The organism is Gemmatimonadota bacterium (genome assembly GCA_040882465.1).
Classification (GTDB): domain Bacteria; phylum Gemmatimonadota; class Gemmatimonadetes; order Longimicrobiales; family Gaopeijiaceae; genus JBBEBG01.
Genome location: JBBEBG010000036.1, coordinates 134,111 through 149,994, shown reverse-complemented (window position 1 = coordinate 149,994; position 15,884 = coordinate 134,111). Strand labels below are relative to the sequence as shown.

Below are 15,884 nucleotides of genomic sequence, written 5' to 3'. Positions count from 1 at the left end.
AGGTGGTCGCGGGAGTGGCCCGCGCCCTGTGGATGTGACGACCAGGAAGGGGTGGTGTGATGTCCAGGATTCAGGACATGGCGAAGGATCTCGGCCAGGCCCTCGGGCGCACGGACGAGTATCAGGCGCTCAAGAGCGCGGCGGAGAAGGTGGACGATGACCGGGAGCTCGTCGAGCTTCGCAACCAACTCGAGCGGCTCGAGTCCGAGATGGTCGCACTGCTCCAGAGCGGACGGGAGCCGGAACAGGCCTCCCGGTCCCGCTACGAGCTGCTGGCGCAGGATCTCCAGGTGCGTCCCTCGTACCAGCGGCTCGTGGCGGCGCAGGCGAACTTCGACAAGCTCCTTCAAAAAGTGAACGAGACGATCTCCACCGGGATTCGGGAAGCGGCCGGCAGCCGGATCATCCTCCCCTGAGCGGCGCGACGGACACCACATCGCAGTCCCAGAGCGCGGGCGAACGATGCAATCGCTGAAAGTCTTCAAGCACATCGTTTACCGGATCATAGACCCGGTCACGCGCGGGCTCGTGCGGGCAGGCGTGCATCCCAACGCGGTCACGACGATCGGGTTCGCCGTCACCGTGATGGCGGGGGTCTTTTTCCACCTCGATCACGTGCGTTGGGCGGGCCTCTTTATCCTGATCGGAGGGGTGATCGACATCTTCGACGGCCAGGTCGCGCGGCAGAGCGGGCTCGCCTCGAAGTTTGGATCGTTTTACGACTCCACTCTCGACCGGATCAGCGAGATCGTCGTTTTCCTCGGTCTCCTTTCCCTTTACAACCAGTACGGGAGGGAGCTGGCCGACGTCTGGATGGTCTACGTGATCATGCTCGCGATGGGGGGATCCCTCATGGTGAGCTACACGCGCGCGCGCGCCGAGGCGCTGGGGCTCGACTGCTCGGAAGGGCTCATGCAGCGGGCCGAGCGGGTCGTCCTTCTCGGGGGGAGCTGCCTCGTGGTCGGACTCGCGTGGAACGGGATCGTTCTCCGCATCGTCCTCATCATTCTAGCCGTCACGACGATCGGGACCGCGATCCAGCGCATCGTCTGGGTCTATCAGCACGCGAGGGGCGTCCCCCTCGATCCGCCTCGGACGAATCGGTCTCGGGCCGACGCGGATGAAGGATTCGAGGCCGGGCAAGCGGATCCATCCCAGGTCAGACGTTGAACCCAATCGCATGGAGCTTTTTCTGTGACCGATAGACCGGAGATTCCACCCGCGAAGGGCCGCCTCGGCATTCTCCTTCCCGGATTCGGGGCGGTGGCGACCACCATGGTCGCGGGTGTGGAGGCGGTGCGAAGGGGGCTCGCAACGCCTGTGGGATCCCTCAGCCAGCTGAACAGGATCCGTCTCGGGAAGCGCACGGAGGGGCGGAACCCGCTCATCAAAGACTTCCTCTCCCTCGCGACGCTCGACGACCTGGTTTTCGGCGCCTGGGATCCGATCCCCGACGACGGTTACGCGAGCGCGAAAAACGCGGGTGTCCTGGAGCCGCGCCACATCGAGCCGATCGAGGATTTCCTCCGCTCTATCAAGCCGATGCCCGCGGTGTTCGACCGTGAATACGTGCGGCGGCTGGATGGGACGAACGTCAAGACGGGGAAAAACAAGCTCGATCTCGCAGAGCAGCTTCGCGAAGACATCCGACGTTTCTCCTCGGACAACGACTGCGACCGTCTCGTCATGATCTGGTGCGGGTCCACGGAGATCTTTCTCCGCCCCGGTCCGGCGCACGCTTCCATCGAAGCCTTCGAATCGGCGATGAAGGCGAACGATCCCGCGATCGCGCCGAGCATGATCTACGCATACGCGGCGATCATGGAGGGGATTCCCTACGCGAATGGGGCCCCGAACCTCTCCGCCGATTTCCCCGCCCTGGAACAGCTCGCCGAGGAACGCGGGGTCCCAATCGCGGGGAAGGATTACAAGACGGGGCAGACCCTCATGAAGACGATCCTGGCGCCTGGCTTCAAGGCGCGGATGCTGGGGGTAGATGGGTGGTTTTCGACGAACATTCTCGGGAACCGGGACGGCGCGGTCCTGGACGATCCGGATTCGTTCAAGACGAAGGAGGAGTCGAAGCTCGGCGTCCTCGAACACATCCTCCAGCCCGACCTCTACCCGGACCTCTACGGGAAGCTCTACCACAAGGTGCGGATCAACTACTATCCCCCGCGGGGCGACAACAAGGAGGGATGGGACAACATCGACATCACCGGGTGGATGGGGTACCCGATGCAGATCAAAGTGGACTTCCTCTGCCGCGACTCGATCCTCGCGGCCCCGATCGTCCTCGACCTCGCGCTTTTCCTCGATCTCGCCAAGCGCGCGGGAATGGGCGGGATCCAGGAGTGGCTCTCCTTTTACTTCAAGAGCCCGCAGACCGCTCCCGGCCTCTATCCCGAGCACGATCTCTTCATCCAGCACAAGAAGCTGAAGAACACCCTGCGTTGGCTGGGGGGGGAGGAGCCGCTGACCCACCTCGGCCGGGAGTACTACGAAAATGAGTGAGCCGTGCGGATGCGCAGCGGGGCATGCCCGGCGGCGCGCGGCCGCCGCACCGTGGTGAGGGGGCGGAGTTGACTGGACGGGGCCTCTTTCTCGCGCTCGAAGGCGTCGAGGGAGCGGGGAAGACGACGCAGCTCCGACTTCTCGGCGAGTGGATGGCTTCCCGTGAGCTCCCGCACACCCTCGCGCGGGAGCCGGGAGGAACCCCCGTGGGAGAGGCGATCCGCCGCGTCCTCCTCGACTCGGGCGCGTTGGATGTCCCGCCCCGGACGGAGCTTCTTCTGATGCTGGCGGCACGGTCCGCATTCGTCCGGGGCGTCGTGCGCCCGGCGCTGGAGAGGGGGGAAGTGATGGTCTCGGACCGCTTCGAGCTTTCCACTTTCGCCTACCAGGGAGGCGGCCGGGGGCTGGACCGTGAAGAGATCCGTGCGCTGAACCGGTTCGCGACGGAGGGGGTGCGACCGGACCTCACCCTCCTCTTCGACCTCCCCGTGGCCGCGGGGATCGCTCGGCAGCGCGAGTCGGGGAAAACCCGTGACCGGATCGAGCGGGAAGCCGGGGACTTCCAGGAGAGGGTGCGCGCCGCCTATCTGCAGATGGCCGAAGCGGATCCATCCGTGATCGTCGTGGATGCCGCTTCCTCCCCGGGGGCCGTGCATGAACGGGTTCGTGAACTGCTTGCGGCCCGCTTTCCGGAACCCTTCGCCCCTTCCCGGGGTTGAGAATCCGGCGCTCGTAGCCCCACTCAAATTCCGGCGCGGATTCCGCATGCGACCCCCACGCGCTCTTTTTGGACCCGGTCTCGTCCTCCTGCTCACCCTCGTCACCGGGGGGTGGTTTCTCCGCCAGGGAGTGGCCCAGGACCAGAGCGCGGCGGATGCCCGCCTCTTCCAGGAAGTCGTCGAGCACATCGCCAACCAGTACGTGGATCCGGTGGACCGCAATGCCCTTTACGAGAATGCGATCAACGGGATCCTGACGGAGCTCGGGGACCCGAACACCGCGCTCATGACCGGCGAAACGTTCGAAAACTTCCGACTCCAGACCGAAGGGGACTACGGTGGGGTGGGTCTCGAGATTTCCGATCGCGACGACTTCATTACGGTCGTGAGCCCGCTTCCCAGCACGCCCGGCGCCCGGGCCGGCATCCGGGCGGGAGACGAGATCGTCGAGGTGGACGGCGCTTCGACGCGCGATTGGCCCGTCCAACAGGCGGTGCAGCTCCTCCGGGGCCGTCCGGGGACCGATGTCGAGGTCCGAATCGTGCGCCAGGGCGCGGACGATCCCATCGACTTCACGATCACGCGGGAGCGAATCCAGCTCTTCGCCGTCCCCTTCGCGACCCTTCTCGAGGGGACGATCGGCTACGTCCCGCTCGGACTCTTCAGCGAGAGCTCGACCGCCGAGGTGCGCGCCGCGGCGGATTCGCTCAGGAGCGCGGGCGCGACATCGCTCATCCTGGACCTTCGTGGAAATCCCGGGGGGATCCTGGATCAGGGGGTCGGGATCGCGGATCTCTTCCTCCCGGCCGGGGCGCCGGTCGTCGAGACGCGGGGACGGAACGGGGTGACGAACGGGATGCTCAGGGCCTCTTCCGGCGACCGATACGAAGGGATGCCGATCGTCGTCCTCGTGGACCGCGGAAGCGCATCGGCGTCGGAGATCGTCGCGGGGGCCCTTCAGGACCTGGACCGTGCCTTGATTCTCGGGGCGTCCACCTTCGGAAAAGGGTCGGTCCAGAGCCTCTTCTCCCTCTCGAGCGGATATGTGCTGAAGCTCACCACGGCGCGCTGGTTCACTCCGCAGGGCCGGTCCATCGAGCGGATGGGGTCCGGCAACCTCGACCTCCTCACCCTCACCGCAGGGGACTCGGTGGCCGCCGCCGTCGTCCCGGAAGCGCTGGAACACCTTCCGATCACGGTGACGGGGGCCTACGTCCTTCCGGCGGACACCGCCGGACGCCCGACCGTGATCTCGGTGGCCGGCCGCACCCTCTACGGGGGAGGCGGGATCGTCCCCGACGTCCTGGTGCGGCAGGACACGCTGACGACCGCCGAGCAGGAAGCCACGCGCGCGCTCTTCCAGGAAGGGGGCAAGTTCTCCCTCGGCCTCTTCAGCTACGTGGTCGAATTCCTGAACGAGCGCGGGACCGGGAATCCGGACTTCGAAGTGACGGACGCCGATCTCGTGGAGCTGCACGAAGTGCTGCGCACGGAGCGGGAGCTGGAGCTCGACTTGCCCACCTTCCTCGTCGCGGGACGCATCGTTCGTTTCGAGCTCGAGAGCGAAATCGCCGCGCGGGGGTGGGGCGCCCTCGAAGGGTTCCGGAGGACCATGCAGCACGACGCCCCGCTCCAGAGCGCCATCGAGCTTCTCCGCGGCGCGGACTCGCCGGCAGACCTCTTCACGCTGGCCGGTCGGGCCGGGATCGCGACGCTGGGGTTCTCGGGCGGGGTGGGCTTCTAACTCGGAATCGTCAGGCCACCCCCGGTGAGTCCTACGGCCCTCGTCCTTTCCCTCCTCGTCGGGGCCGTCGCGGGGATGGCGTCCGGGTTACTCGGGATCGGGGGAGGGCTCCTCATGGTCCCTTTCCTCTATTTCCTCATGGGATCGAGCGGATGGAGCGGGCTGGCCATCCCCCTCGAGTCGCAGGCGGCCCTCGCGCACGCCACTTCCCTGGCGGTCATCGTACCGACCGCGCTTTCGGGACTCATCGCGTTCCGGAGGATGGGTCTCGTTCCCTGGTCCACCGTGCTTCCGCTCGGAGGCGCGGCGGCAGTCGCGGCACTTCTGGGGGCCCGGGTCGCCATCGTCCTTCCGACCCCAACCCTCAAAGCCGGATTCGGACTTTTCCTCCTCATCTCGGGGATTCGACTCCTCAGAACCCAACCGCTTCCAGGCGCGGCCGCGGGAGGAGGCGAGTCGCTCGGGCGGACGCGCGCGGTCGCGGGAGGGGGCGCGGTCGGCTTCCTCTCGGCTCTACTGGGCGTGGGAGGCGGAGTCATCGCCATCCCCATCTTGCTCCACTGGGGGAAGCTGGAGCTCCGTCGCGTGGTTCCGGCTTCCATCGCGATCATCCTCTTCGCGGCCCCCGCCGGAGTCCTCTCCTACGCACTCGCCGACGCCTCCACCGCTGGACTTCCGGCTTCCGCGATCGGCTACGTCCACCTGACGGCGGCGCTGGCGATGATCCCCGGGGCCGCCGCCTTCGCGCCGCTCGGGGCCCGCTGGAACCAGCGACTCGGCGCCCGTATCCGTCCCCTCTTCGCGATCCTTCTCCTCCTGGCCGGCACCCAGCTCGTCTGGGCGAACGGGACTCGGATTTTCGGCGGACCATAGGAGGCCATCGAGAGGGGTCCGAACTTTCCCTCGACCGATCGTTCGGGTGGGGACGCGGCACGGCTGGTCCGGTTACCTTCCCACGCGCGCCGGAGTCCCAGGCTCCCATTCCGGGGGCGCGGTCCGGAGGAGAGGTTATGACATCGGTGCTGGTCCTGCGCGGATCGGTCGTCGAATCTCGGCACCGGATCCATGCCGCGGTGGCCGGGCCGGGCGGTGAGCTCGAGGCGTCGGTGGGAGATCCGGGGTTCGTGACCTTTCTGCGGTCGGCGGCCAAGCCCTTCCAGGCGCTCCCGCTCATCGAAGAGGGAGCGGCGGCGGCCTTTGGAATTCCGCCGGAGGAGCTCGCCCTCTGCTGCGGTTCACACAGCGCCGAGCCCGAACATGTGACCGGCGTGCGTAGCCTCCTGGCACGGACCGGGATTCCGGAGCCGGCCCTGGAATGTGGTCCACATGCGCCGATGAACGAGAGTGCGGCCCGGGCGCTCCGCGAGACGGGAGAGGCGCCGAAGCCGATCCACAACAACTGTTCGGGCAAACACGCCGGAATGCTGGCACTTGCAAGCCATCTCGGGTGGGAGCTCCAGGGGTATTCCCGGGCGGGTCACCCCGTCCAGGAACGAATGCGTACCGAAGTCGCCCGATGGACGGGAGTGCCGGCCGAAGCGATCGGGACGGGCGTGGATGGGTGCGGAGTCGTCTGCTTCGCGATTCCCCTCCTGGCCGGAGCCCGCGGCTATGCCAGGCTGGCGGCCGCCGCGGCCGAGGGCGCGGTTGCGCCGCGGGAGGTGGTGGAGGCGATGACCGGACACCCGTGGATGGTCGGCGGGACCGGTCGCCTCTGCACGGGCATCGCGGAGGCGACGGGGGGGAAGGTGTTCGCGAAGGTGGGCGCGGAGGGGGTCTACTGCGCCGGCGTGCGCGACGGGGCGCTGGGGATCGCACTCAAGGTGGAAGACGGGGCGCGCCGCGCTGCGGAGGTGGCGCTGGTCCAAATCCTTCACCTCCTTGGCCTGCTCTCGGAGGGCGCTCGAGCCGCGCTCGCGGGGAGTCTGCGCCCCGCTATCCGCAACACCCGTGGGGAGATCGTGGGTTTCGTGGAGCCCGCCTTCGAGCTGGCGCGACCCAAAGGGACGCGGGCGGGACGCCCGGCGGCGCGGAGCGCGGAGTGAGCGCGGAGACGCTCGCGCCGGAGCTGGCGGGCCTCGTTCGCTTGAGCGGAGCGTTGGCCACGCGGGACTCGGCGACGATTCGCGGCGAGATGGCCGCAGCGCTGGACGTCTGCGTTCCGGACGAGGTCGAGGAAGCGATCCTCCAGTCCTACCTCTTTCTCGGGTATCCGGCGGCCCTGGCCGCCTTTGGGCTCTGGCGAGAGCTCTCGGGGCGCCCCGCGCCGCCGCGGCGCAAAGACGACCGGGAGTCGTGGCGGACCCGGGGGGACCGCGTCTGCCGCGCCGTGTACGGGCGCCAGTTCGAGGCGCTCCGCCGAAACGTCGCGGCCCTTCACGTGGAGCTGGGAGATTGGATGGTGGAGGAAGGATACGGAAAGGTTTTGGGCCGGGAGGGGCTGGGATTTCCCGCGAGGGAGCTCTGCATCGTCGGGCTTCTCGCGGTGCTTCATGCGCCCGACCAGCTTCATTCGCACCTCCGGGGCGCGTTGGCCGTGGGTGTCGATCCGGGAGCGGTCGAGGCGGCCTTGCGCGAGGCGGATCCTTATCTGATGCCGGAAGCGCATGAAGCGGCGTGGTCCCGCTGGCGGGAAGTCATCGGCCGGCGGCGAGGCTCCCACGAGACAGCCCCGGGAACAGGAAACGCGCCGGGTGGGCCTTCGGAGCCTGACTCCGCGCCGGGGAGGTGAGGAACGATCCATGTTCGTAGATCTGGCGACGATCAAGGTCGAAGGGGGCACCGGGGGCTCGGGGGCCGATGCCTTCCGGAGAGAGTCCGGAGTGCCTCGGGGGGGCCCTTCCGGTGGAGATGGAGGCCACGGCGGAAGCGTCGTGCTTCTCTGCGATCCCCAACTCTCCACGCTCCTCGACTTCCGGTATCGCGCCGAATACCGGGCGCCCCGGGGCGCGCATGGAATGGGAAGCAACAAGTCGGGCGAGAGTGGCGACGACCTCGAGCTGAAGGTTCCTCCGGGGACCATCGTGCGCGACGCGGAGTCCGGTGCGACGCTGGGCGAGCTCGTGCATGAGGGTCAACGGATGGTCGTCGCGAAGGGGGGGCGGGGGGGGCGGGGAAACGCGCGCTTCGCGACCGCGACGCGTCAGGCGCCGCACCACTGGGAGCCGGGAGAGGAGGGAGAGCGCCGGACGATCGAGCTCACCCTCAAGCTGATCGCCGACGTCGGGCTCGTCGGTGAGCCCAACGCGGGGAAGTCCACCTTCCTGTCATCGGTCTCGGCGGCGCGCCCGAAGGTTGCGGACTATCCCTTCACGACCCTGACGCCCCAGCTCGGGGTCGTGGAGCTTGCTGACTATCGCTCGTTCGTCGTGGCCGACATCCCCGGGATCATCGACGGGGCGCACGAAGGGAAGGGGCTCGGCCACCGCTTTCTCAGGCACATCGAGCGCACGCGCGCCCTGGCTCTCCTCGTCCCCGTGGACGACCCGGATCCGCAAGGGTGTTACGCGCGCCTCCGGGAGGAGTTGGCGCGTTATTCCCCCGCCCTCGCGAGTCGCCCGCATTGCGTCCTCCTCACGAAGCGGGATCTGCTCGGTCCGGACGAAAAGGCGCCGCCCCTGGAGGCGCCGGACGCATGGGGCCAATTCCCGGTTTCCTCGGTCACGGGGGAGGGGATCGCTCCGGTCCTGGAGACGCTCTGGTCTCAAACCCGCGGTCCAGGGGCCCTTCCGGATCCGACCGACGATGTCGGTCCCGCCGCGGGGGCTCCCCCGGTCGTCGAATCGAGTGCGCCGGGTGAGGAGTCCGCTGAGGAGTCGTGGTGGAGGTCGGTGGACCGCGAGATCTGACCTCCGCCGTGGAGCTCCGCGCCCTCTTGGTCCTCCGGCTCCTCCCGGGGATCGGGGACCGGACGGCGCTCCGGCTTCTCCGCGCTCAGGGGTCGGCCAGCCGGGCGCTCGCCCTCCCGGCGCCCGCGTTCGCCGCCGCCGCCGGAACTGGCGCCGAGCGAGCCCGGGGGGACGGAAGGATTCATGCGAGGTCGGATGAAGTTCTGGAGTCGTGCGCCCGCCTCGGAATTCGGATCGTTCCCTTCGGCGGAGAGGAATACCCTCGCTCCCTCCACGCGCTCGTGGATCCTCCTCCCCTCCTCTTCCTCCGCGGACGCCGGCCTCTCCCCGGTGAGCGCACGGTCGCCATCGTCGGATCGCGGCGTGCGACGCCGGTGGGACGCCGCGCCGCGGAGCGGCTCGGAAGGGAGCTTTCGGAGGCGGGGGTGACCGTGGTGAGCGGGATGGCGCTTGGGATCGACGGGGCCGCGCATAGGGGCGGGCTTGCGGGTGAGGGCGGCACCGTCGCGGTCCTCGGGTCGGGGCCGGACCGTCCGCATCCTCCCGGAAACCGAGGGCTCTTCGAGCGAATCCTCCGCGAAGGACTGGTTGTGAGCGAATTCCCTCCGGGCGAGCCCGCTCGGCCTTATCACTTTCCGCGGCGGAATCGGCTCATCGCGGCCCTCGCGCGGGCGGTCGTGGTTGTTGAGGCCGCCGAGAGGAGCGGGGCCCTGATCACGGTGGACCACGCCCTCGATCTGGGCCTCGATGTCTTTGCGGTCCCGGGATCCGTCGAGACGCCCCAGGCCGCCGGCGCGAACGCGCTGATTCGAGACGGCGCCCACCTCCTCACGCGGGGGGAAGAACTCATGGAAGTGATGGGGTGGAGCGCCCCGCCGCGCGCGACGCTCGATGCCTTGCCCGCGGAGGCCTCGCCCGGAGCGGGTTCGGGAGAAGCGGCCATTCGGACGTTCGCTGCCGCCCTCGGTCAATCCCCGCGCTCGCTCGAGCAACTCGTCGAGGCGCTCGGCATCACCGCTTCCGCGGTGCTCGCCCAGCTCACGCGCGCGGAGATCGCGGGCACGGCGCGCCGCAGCGGAGAGGGTTGGGTGAGGGGCGAGCCTCCGCGCTCGGAGGTCCGAGGGTGAGCCTTCCCGCGCACCTCTATCTCCACGTGCCCTTCTGCCTCCGCGGTTGCCCTTACTGCGACTATGCGGTTTCCGTGGATGATCCTCCAAGTCTGGAAGGATGGCTGAGCGCCGTCCGGGGAGAGCTCGATCTGCGCGGCGGCCCGGAGACTCTGTCGAACCCCCTTCGCACGGTCCACGTCGGAGGAGGAACGCCTTCGACGCTGGGGGAGGCACTTCCCCTTGGGATCCTCGCTCTCCTGGGTGCGAAGCGATTGGATGGGCTCGACGAGTGGACGATTGAAGCGAATCCGGAAGATCTGGACGCCCCTCTCCTGGCCCGCTGGAAAGAAACCGGTGTGACCCGGGTCAACGTGGGACTTCAAAGCCTTCATCCGGCCGCACTCGACTTCCTGGGCCGCGGGCATGAGGCGGGGAGGGGAGAGGTGGCTCTCCAGGCCATCGCGAAGGGTGGGTTCCGGAGCTGGGGAGTGGACCTCCTCTATGGCCTCCCTCCTGACGTGGAGCGGCGGCCGAGGGTGTCTCTCGAGCGGGTCCTTCGGGCGGCTCCACCGCATGTCTCGCTCTACGAGCTCGTCGCCGAAGCGGGCACCCCGCTCGGCCGGGCCGTGGCCCGTGGCGCCGTCAGGCTCGCCGACGACGATCTCCGTGCCGATCAATACCTGGAGCTAGGAGGGCTTCTGGAGGTGGAGGGGTACGAAGCGTACGAGATGACCGCCTTCGCGCGGCCCGGGCATGAATCCCGCCACGGGCGCGCCGTGCTCCTGGGCGAGTCCTTCGTGGGGCTCGGACCGAGCGCCAACTCCCGGATCGGTGGCCGGGTTCTGCAAAATGCGCGAAATTGGCAGGGTTACGAACGATCCGTCGCCCGGGGCATAGGGATCGGCCGTGCCCGCGGATGGGACGCGCGGGCTGGCGTCGAAATCGTGGCGGAGGGCGAGTTGACGCTCGTCCGGCTCCACGATCGGCTCCGGCTGCGAGAGGGACTCCCACTCGAGGGGCTCACCGCAGCGGGCCGCGAGCTCGGGCGCCGATGGACCGCCCTCGGGTGGGCCCATCCCGATCCGGAGAGACTTCGCCTCACGCCGGCGGGGTGGCTCCGGCTGGACTCGTTGGCGATCGAATTGGGCCGTGTGGAAACGGAAGGGGCGGAGAAGGTGTTGGACCGGAACGGGATGGAGGACGGATGAAAGACATTGCATCGAGACGAGCGTCGAGACCGCGCGACGCGGAGGAGCTCTCCGAGCGGGAGCGACAGGTCCTCGAGGCCGTCGTGCGCACGTACGTGGACACGGCTGAACCGGCGGGGAGCCGGAACGTCACACGCCGCTACGACCTCGGCGTCTCGCCCGCGACCGTCCGCAACACCATGAGCGACCTCGAGGCGAAGGGCTACCTCTTCCATCCCCACGCGTCCGCGGGTCGCATTCCGACGGACCGGGCCTACCGAGCCTTCGTCGAACAGTTCATGCAGCCGGCCCGCCTCACCGATGTGGAGAAGGAACGGCTCGAGCTCGCGATCGACGCACGGGGATCGTCGGCAGTCGAAATGATCGTCCGCCGCGCCACGCGCGCCCTCGGGCTCCTCTCGCAGGAGCTCGGCGTCGCGGCGGCGCCCCGTCTGACCTCCGCCGTTCTCGAACGGATCGACTTGGTGCGTGTGTCGTCCACGAAGGTCCTGATGGTGGCCCAGGTCCGGAGCGGCTTCGCACGCACGGTGTACGTGGACCTCGCTTGCGAAGTCCCGGACGACACGCTGGTGACCCTGACCCTCCTTCTGAACGAGCGTCTCACCGGGCTCACGTTGAAGGAGATCCGCGACACGGTCGCGCTCCGCATCCGCGACGCGGTCTCGGACGGCGATCCGGCCACGGAAGAGGTTCTGAACATCTTCATGCAGTCGGGGAGCGACCTCTTCGACTGGCCGGAGATCGATGGGAATGAAATCCACATCGGGCAGGCCAGCGTGCTCGCTTCACAACCGGAATTCACGAGCGGGGAACGGCTCAAGGGACTCCTGGAGCTGACGGAGCGAAAGGACGTGCTGGCCGGGGCGCTCGCCGGACGGTCGCACCAGCGGGGGATCCAGATCACGATCGGGGGCGAAAACCAGACCGAAGAGCTGACCGGCTTCACGATCGTGACGGCGGAGTATCGCGTCGGCGGGCTCAAAGGGGTGATCGGTGTGATCGGCCCCACCCGGATGCCCTACGAAAAGGTCTGCGCGATCGTGGACCACACCTCATCCCTCGTGAACCGCATTCTCGAATGAGATTCCCGCCGGTGGAGATTCTTCTCGGACCGGACTTCCTCCCTCACGGCCCCCCGTTCTGAGCGCGATGGCGGACTATTACGAGATTCTCGGCGTCTCGCGCGACGCGGATGCCGAGCAGATCAAGAAGGCATATCGGAAGCTCGCGATGCAGTTCCATCCGGACAGGAACGCGGGCTCGACGGAGGCGGAGTCCCGCTTCAAGGAGCTCTCGGAGGCCTACGAGGTCCTGAAGGATCCTCAGCGCCGGACCGCCTATGATCGCTTCGGGAAAGAAGGGGCGCGCGCGGAGGCAGGGGGACCTTTTCCGGAAGGGTTCGACCTGCACGATGCCATCGAGATCTTCATGCGCGACTTCGGTGGCGCCGGTGGATTCGAGGAGCTTTTCGGGGGTCGCCGCCGCGAAGGGGCGCGACGGCGGAAGGCGACGGGAGAGACGCTACGGGTGCGGGTTCCGATCACCCTCCTGGAGGTCCTGAAGGGGGCGACCCGGAAGCTCCGCGTCGCGATCCTGAATCCCTGCGCCACCTGCGACGGGACCGGGTCCGCGGACAAGGGCGAAGCGGAGACCTGTGCCACGTGTGGTGGATCCGGCGAGGAGCGGGTCGCCCAGCGCTCCGTCTTCGGCCAGTTCCTCTCCGTGACGACCTGCCGGAGTTGCGGGGGGGAAGGCCGGGTCGTCCGAGATCCCTGCCCGACCTGTCATGGGGAAGGGCGCGTGCGGGGCGAAAGTGAAATCGAGGTCCAGATCCCGCCCGGCGTGACCTCCGACAACTTCATCACCCTACGGGGGAGGGGGAATGTGGGACCTCGCGGCGGGCCGCGCGGCGACATCGTCGTCCTCCTCGAGGTTCAGGAGGATCCCCGCTTCGTCCGCGAGGGGAATCATCTCGTGATGGATGTGGCCATCACGGCCGCCCAAGCGGCCCTCGGCGCCGAATTGGAGGTCCCCACCGTGGAGGGCCCGGCCACCGTGAAGGTCCCGAACGGGATCCAGAGTGGACGCGCCGTGCGACTCCGGGGGAAGGGACTTCCCGATCTGAACTCCGGCGCGATTGGAGACCTGATCGTCCGCGTGCGGGTCTGGACTCCGAGCCGCCTCGGCACGGAGCAGCGCGAGGCCTACGAGCGCCTGCGGTCCGTCGAGGATGCCGCCCCCGACCGCGTGGAGGAAGGGAAGGATGGCCCCAGGGGCTTCTGGTCGAGGGTGAAAGAAGCCTTCACATCGGGATGACGCGCCCGGGTCCGCTCGACCCCAACCCCCGCACGGCCCCCGCGGAGTGGCTGGTCCTCGAGGTGGGGAAACCGGTCGATGAGGAGGCTGCCGCGATCGCGATCGAAGTGCTTGTCGCGCGATCCGGGCGGGGAATCGAAGAGCGAGACGGGATTCTGGTTGGTTACCTCCCCGCGACCGAGGCTCCTGCGTCCAGCGTGGTCGAGGAGTTGTGCCGGGAGCTCGCCCGGGCGCTCGGGGGGACCGCACCCCCGGTCGCGTACCGTCTCCAGCGCCATGAAGCGTGGGAGGAGAACTGGAAGCGCGGCTTCGGTCCCCGCCGGGTGACGGAAAGGATCGTGGTGAGCCCGAGCTGGGCGGATCCAGGACTTCAACCGGGAGAGCTTCTCCTATCGCTCGATCCCGGGATGGCCTTCGGGACCGCGGAGCACTCGACGACGCGCGGCTCCCTCCGCCTCCTCGATCGCCGCGTCGCGGCCGGGGACCGGATCGCCGATGTGGGCTCGGGTTCCGGTATTCTCGCGATCGCCGCAGCCCTCCTCGGCGCGAGCCGGGTCGTCGCATTCGAACCGGATTCCTGGTCGTGCGCGGCGGCCGGAGAAAATGCGGTGCGCAACGGGGTAGCGAAAATCGTCGAGGTGCGGGAGGAGGCGGTGGGCCCGGACACGCTCGCCGCGTTCTCCCCCTTCGACGGGATCGCCGCGAATATCGAAAGCGGCATTCTGACACCGCTCCTCTCCTCCTTCCGCCGAGCTCTGGGTCCCGGCGCCTGGGTCATTCTGAGTGGGATCCTCGCGGCGGAGTGGGACGAGATGGCGAAACGATGTGATGCTGCCGGTTTCTCGGTCGAAGCAGTGGATCGCGAGGACGAATGGGTTTCCGCGGCGCTGCGGGCGCGCCCGGTGGGGTTGGGGACGCCGACTCTCCAGGTGGACGCCGTGTAAGGATCGTGCGCACGCGGGCTTCCTCTTCCAGGAGCCTCGTCCACCTCGCCCAGGCGAGGGCCGAGTCCGGCTCGACGGCGCGGCCAAGGTGGCGTAGCGTGAGTCTCATTCGGGCGAGCAGGGGACGGAGGGGCGGCGACTCGACGCGCGGCCGGTCGCCGGCGAGGATCCAGGCCCTCGGTCCGACCGGGGTGCACCACCTTCGCTTGGGACAAACCAGAACACGGAGCCGCCCTGAACCGTCTGCCAGCTTTTCGAGGAGGCGAGTCCCGTCCGGATCGCCGCCCGGCGACTCCCCGGCCATGAGCGCCCGCATTCGGTCCATCGGAAGCGCGGGCGAGGGGTCGCGGCCGAGGAGGTCGAGGGCGGTGAGGCTCAGAGGTTCCATGCGGGGCTCCCGTGGACGTTACATGTGGGCGGAAGGTGCGGAGACCGGGTCGAATCCGTCCGCTCCGCACACGATAGGAACCCAGGGCGGGCCGCCCCATGGCGAGAGGGGCCTGATCTCGGGCGCGCGCGCCTCCACCTGAAAGGAGTCTCCGATGGGCGGATCCACTTCCTGCATCTTCTGCCGCATCGCGAGCGGCGAAATCCCCGTGCGGCTGGTCCACGAGGACGACCAGCTCGTGGCCTTTCACGACCTGAACCCTCAGGCCCCGGCCCACGTGCTCGTCATCCCCCGCAGGCACGTCGAGTCGCTAGGGTCGCTCGTGAAAGACGATGCGGAGCTCGCCGGGCGCCTCCTCCTTACGGCGGCCGAGATCGCCCGGTCCCTGAAGGTGGACGAGACCGGCTACCGGGTGGTGGCAAACGTCGGCGAAGACGGTGGGCAGTCGGTCGCGCACCTGCACCTGCACCTCCTGGGCGGGCGCGCGATGGTCTGGCCGCCGGGATGACCCGGGCGCGGGGCGCCACCTGACGCCCTCGCCCCGGCGGCGCGTTGACCCTGCCTGGGGCCCCCGGTAACTTTCGGTCGAACGGCGCGCAGGGCCTCCCTGGCGCCTCCACAGCTTCGGGAACCCCGTGGGAATCAGTCTGCAGCAACAACTTAGGGACGCGCTGACCCAGGCCCGGAAGGGAAGGGACAAGGCGCGGACCGTTCTCCTCACCTCGACCCTCTCCGACATCCGGAACCGCGAGATCGAGCTCGGCCAGGAGGCCGGCGACGACGTCGTGCGGGAGGTCCTTTCCCGCGGGATCAAACAGCGCAAGGAATCCGCGGAGCAGATGCGGGCCGGGAAGCGAGAGGACCTCGCCGGCAAGGAGGACGCGGAGGCGGCGGCGCTCGCCCAGTTCCTCCCTCCCCCCATGAGCGAGGAAGAGGTCCGCGCGATCGTACGGGAGATCCGGGCCGAAGGGATCACGCAGGCCGGTCCCCTAATGGGGAAGCTCATCCCCCGGATCCGCGGGCGGTTCGACGGCAAGGATGCGAACCGGATCGTGCGGGAGGAGCTCGCCGGGTGACGGCTCGCGCCGTCGGGG

At 68.6% G+C, this 15,884-nt stretch carries 16 protein-coding genes; all 16 read left to right on the top strand.

Features of this window, described 5'->3' with window-relative positions:
• Nucleotides 1-59: 59 nt before the first annotated feature.
• A complete protein-coding gene (locus WEG36_13665; protein ID MEX1258656.1) occupies nt 60-416 on the top strand; it encodes a YlbF family regulator in 357 nt (118 codons plus the stop codon).
• Between the two features lie 46 nt (nt 417-462).
• Entirely contained in the window at nt 463-1,170 is a 708-nt protein-coding gene (locus WEG36_13660; protein MEX1258655.1) for a CDP-alcohol phosphatidyltransferase family protein, read from the top strand.
• A gap of 24 nt (nt 1,171-1,194) precedes the next feature.
• Nucleotides 1,195-2,514, top strand: coding sequence for an inositol-3-phosphate synthase (locus tag WEG36_13655; GenBank protein MEX1258654.1), 1,320 nt, complete (start codon nt 1,195-1,197; stop codon nt 2,512-2,514).
• Complete coding sequence (gene tmk, locus WEG36_13650; protein MEX1258653.1) at nt 2,511-3,233, top strand: dTMP kinase; 723 nt, start codon at nt 2,511-2,513, stop codon at nt 3,231-3,233. Before WEG36_13655 ends, tmk begins: the two co-directional genes overlap by 4 nt.
• A 46-nt stretch (nt 3,234-3,279) precedes the next feature.
• The gene (locus WEG36_13645; protein MEX1258652.1) at nt 3,280-4,977 is read left to right on the top strand and encodes a S41 family peptidase; all 1,698 of its coding nucleotides are present in this window, start codon (nt 3,280-3,282) and stop codon (nt 4,975-4,977) included.
• Nucleotides 4,978-5,001: 24 nt separating this feature from the next.
• Nucleotides 5,002-5,850 carry a sulfite exporter TauE/SafE family protein gene (locus tag WEG36_13640; protein MEX1258651.1) on the top strand — a complete coding sequence of 283 codons (849 nt, stop codon included), beginning with the start codon at nt 5,002-5,004 and terminating at the stop codon, nt 5,848-5,850.
• A gap of 137 nt (nt 5,851-5,987) precedes the next feature.
• Nucleotides 5,988-7,022: an asparaginase gene (locus WEG36_13635; protein ID MEX1258650.1), complete on the top strand. Its 1,035-nt coding sequence runs from the start codon at nt 5,988-5,990 to the stop codon at nt 7,020-7,022.
• Nucleotides 7,019-7,708, top strand: a complete 690-nt coding sequence (locus tag WEG36_13630) for a carboxymuconolactone decarboxylase family protein (GenBank protein MEX1258649.1) — start codon at nt 7,019-7,021, stop codon at nt 7,706-7,708. Before WEG36_13635 ends, WEG36_13630 begins: the two co-directional genes overlap by 4 nt.
• Nucleotides 7,709-7,718: 10 nt before the next feature.
• Nucleotides 7,719-8,825 carry a GTPase ObgE gene (obgE, locus tag WEG36_13625; GenBank protein MEX1258648.1) on the top strand — a complete coding sequence of 369 codons (1,107 nt, stop codon included), beginning with the start codon at nt 7,719-7,721 and terminating at the stop codon, nt 8,823-8,825.
• Complete coding sequence (gene dprA / locus WEG36_13620; GenBank protein ID MEX1258647.1) at nt 8,798-9,952, top strand: DNA-processing protein DprA; 1,155 nt, start codon at nt 8,798-8,800, stop codon at nt 9,950-9,952. Before obgE ends, dprA begins: the two co-directional genes overlap by 28 nt.
• Nucleotides 9,949-11,142: a coproporphyrinogen-III oxidase family protein gene (locus tag WEG36_13615; GenBank protein MEX1258646.1), complete on the top strand. Its 1,194-nt coding sequence runs from the start codon at nt 9,949-9,951 to the stop codon at nt 11,140-11,142. Before dprA ends, WEG36_13615 begins: the two co-directional genes overlap by 4 nt.
• Entirely contained in the window at nt 11,139-12,224 is a 1,086-nt protein-coding gene (gene hrcA, locus WEG36_13610; GenBank protein ID MEX1258645.1) for a heat-inducible transcriptional repressor HrcA, read from the top strand. The genes WEG36_13615 and hrcA overlap by 4 nt, the downstream gene beginning before the upstream one ends.
• 67 nt (nt 12,225-12,291) lie before the next feature.
• Entirely contained in the window at nt 12,292-13,458 is a 1,167-nt protein-coding gene (gene dnaJ / locus WEG36_13605) for a molecular chaperone DnaJ (protein ID MEX1258644.1), read from the top strand.
• Nucleotides 13,455-14,402 (top strand): 50S ribosomal protein L11 methyltransferase, encoded by a 948-nt coding sequence (locus WEG36_13600; protein MEX1258643.1) that lies wholly within the window; start codon nt 13,455-13,457, stop codon nt 14,400-14,402. Before dnaJ ends, WEG36_13600 begins: the two co-directional genes overlap by 4 nt.
• A 542-nt stretch (nt 14,403-14,944) precedes the next feature.
• Nucleotides 14,945-15,298: a histidine triad nucleotide-binding protein gene (locus tag WEG36_13595; GenBank protein ID MEX1258642.1), complete on the top strand. Its 354-nt coding sequence runs from the start codon at nt 14,945-14,947 to the stop codon at nt 15,296-15,298.
• Nucleotides 15,299-15,425: 127 nt separating this feature from the next.
• Nucleotides 15,426-15,866, top strand: a complete 441-nt coding sequence (locus WEG36_13590) for a GatB/YqeY domain-containing protein (GenBank protein ID MEX1258641.1) — start codon at nt 15,426-15,428, stop codon at nt 15,864-15,866.
• Nucleotides 15,867-15,884 lie beyond the last annotated feature (18 nt).